The sequence below is a fragment of the Micromonospora sp. NPDC000442 genome, from assembly GCF_042898635.1.
Classification (GTDB): domain Bacteria; phylum Actinomycetota; class Actinomycetes; order Mycobacteriales; family Micromonosporaceae; genus Micromonospora.
This window is the reverse complement of record NZ_JBIAYZ010000055.1, coordinates 1-1,774: the sequence shown is the minus strand read 5'-3', so window position 1 is coordinate 1,774 and position 1,774 is coordinate 1. Positions and strand designations below refer to the sequence as shown.

The window sequence follows — 1,774 nt, the reverse complement described above, 5'->3', positions numbered from 1 at the left end:
GTGCACTGCCGCGCACAACTCCTCCAGGCCCCGGTCGAGCGGATGGCTGCGGTCCTCCACGAGTCCGTCGGTGTACAGCACCAGGGTGGCGGCGGGCGGAAGATCGAAGCGGTTCTCGCGGTAGGCAACCGAGTCCGTGACACCCAGGGCGGGGTGCGTGGGGAGACGGACCAGACCGGTGGTGTGTGCGTCGCGCAGGATCGGGGGTGGATGTCCGGCGAGCACTCCGGTGACGGCACCCTCGGCGACGTCCAGTTGCAGGTAGCAGCAGGTGGCCATGGTGTTCAGTCGCAGGGCGCGGATGAGGTGGTTGACGTTGTTCATGACCGTGGCCGGCGGCTGTCCGGCGATGGCGTACGCGCGCAGTGCGTCACGGACCTGGCCCATCGTCGCCGCGGCCGCGGTGTTGTGGCCGGCGACATCGCCGATCACGACGGCGACGACACCGTCACTGATGGGAATGATGTCGTACCAGTCGCCGCCCACCTCGGCGTCGCGTGTCCACGGTAGGTAGCGGGTCGCGTGCCGCAGCCCCGCCGTCTGTGGCAGCGTCGCCGGCAGCAGCGCGTGCTGCAGCTCGGAGGCGATCGACACGCTGGTCTCGAACAGCATCGCCCGCTGAAGTGCCTGGGCTCCCAGCCCTGCCAGTGCCGTCAGCGTCGATCTGGTGTCGGGATCGAAGTCGCGCGGGCTCCGATAGCCGACGACGAGCGCACCCAGCACCTCGCCGGCCACGGTCAGCGGGAGGAAGGCCCACGCCTGGCGGGACCCGGGCGGGACGGCTGTCTCCGGGTCTGGCTGAGCGGCGTGGAACTGCGCCAGTGAGGTCAGGTAGCGCGGCTTTCCGGTGTGGGCGACGGTCGCCGCCGGGTAGGGATGCTCGATCGGCAGATCATGCAGCCGCGCGACGACCTCCGGTTCGTACGCGGCGTGGTAGGCAAGGCGCAGGGACTGCTCCTGGCGCAGGAGCAACGCCAGGGACTGCCCGCCGGCCGAGGGTCGCAGCACCGATCCGATGGCGGTGTACACCTGCGCTGTCGTGCTCGCCGCCACCAACGCCGCGGTCACGCTCTCCAGGCTGCGGGCACGGGCGGCGGCCTGTTCGGCGCGGGCCACGCTGTCGGCCAGCTGGCGCTGTTTGTCGACCTGCTCGGTGATCTCCCGGAACGACACCGCGACGTGACTGCCGCTGGTACGCCCGACCTTGATCTCCCACACCTGGCTGATCTCGGGATAGGTCAGCTCCTGCCGCCACGGCTCCCCGGTCTCGGCCACCGTGCGGTAGCGATCGAACAGCCCGCTGTCCCAGCTGTGGGCAGAGACATCGCTGAGCCGGTGACCGATCACATCCTCCACGCTGCAGCCGGTCATCTTGGCCCCGACCTGATTGATGTATTCGCAGACGAAGTCCACGATTTCCGCACTGGCGCCCCGCACGGGACGAAGCACCGTGAACCCGTCGAACGCGGTGTCGAGCATGTCGTACAGCCGTACCGCACCGGCCGACTGCGGAGACACCGTCACCTGGCGCAGGTCCACGCACCGAACCATGATCCCGTCGCGGTACGGACCCACCCGGAACTCGAAATGTCCGGTGATGGACTGCCGCTCGTAGTACACGGTGCGTAGGGCCGGGTTCCCCGTCTCCACGACCGACCGGTAGAACGGAAGCGTCCCGTCGTGCACGGTCTCCGGCCACAGCTGCCGGTAGCGGTGGCCGACCAACTCGACGCGTGGCCGTCCGACCAAGCGGCAACCCGCGTCGTTGATGTAG

The 1,774-nt window shown here is 69.2% G+C and carries 1 protein-coding gene; it reads right to left on the bottom strand.

From position 1 onward, the window contains the following. A partial coding sequence (locus ACFY2A_RS30510; RefSeq protein WP_387176800.1) for a SpoIIE family protein phosphatase occupies nucleotides 1–1,774 on the bottom strand: 1,774 nt, incomplete at both ends.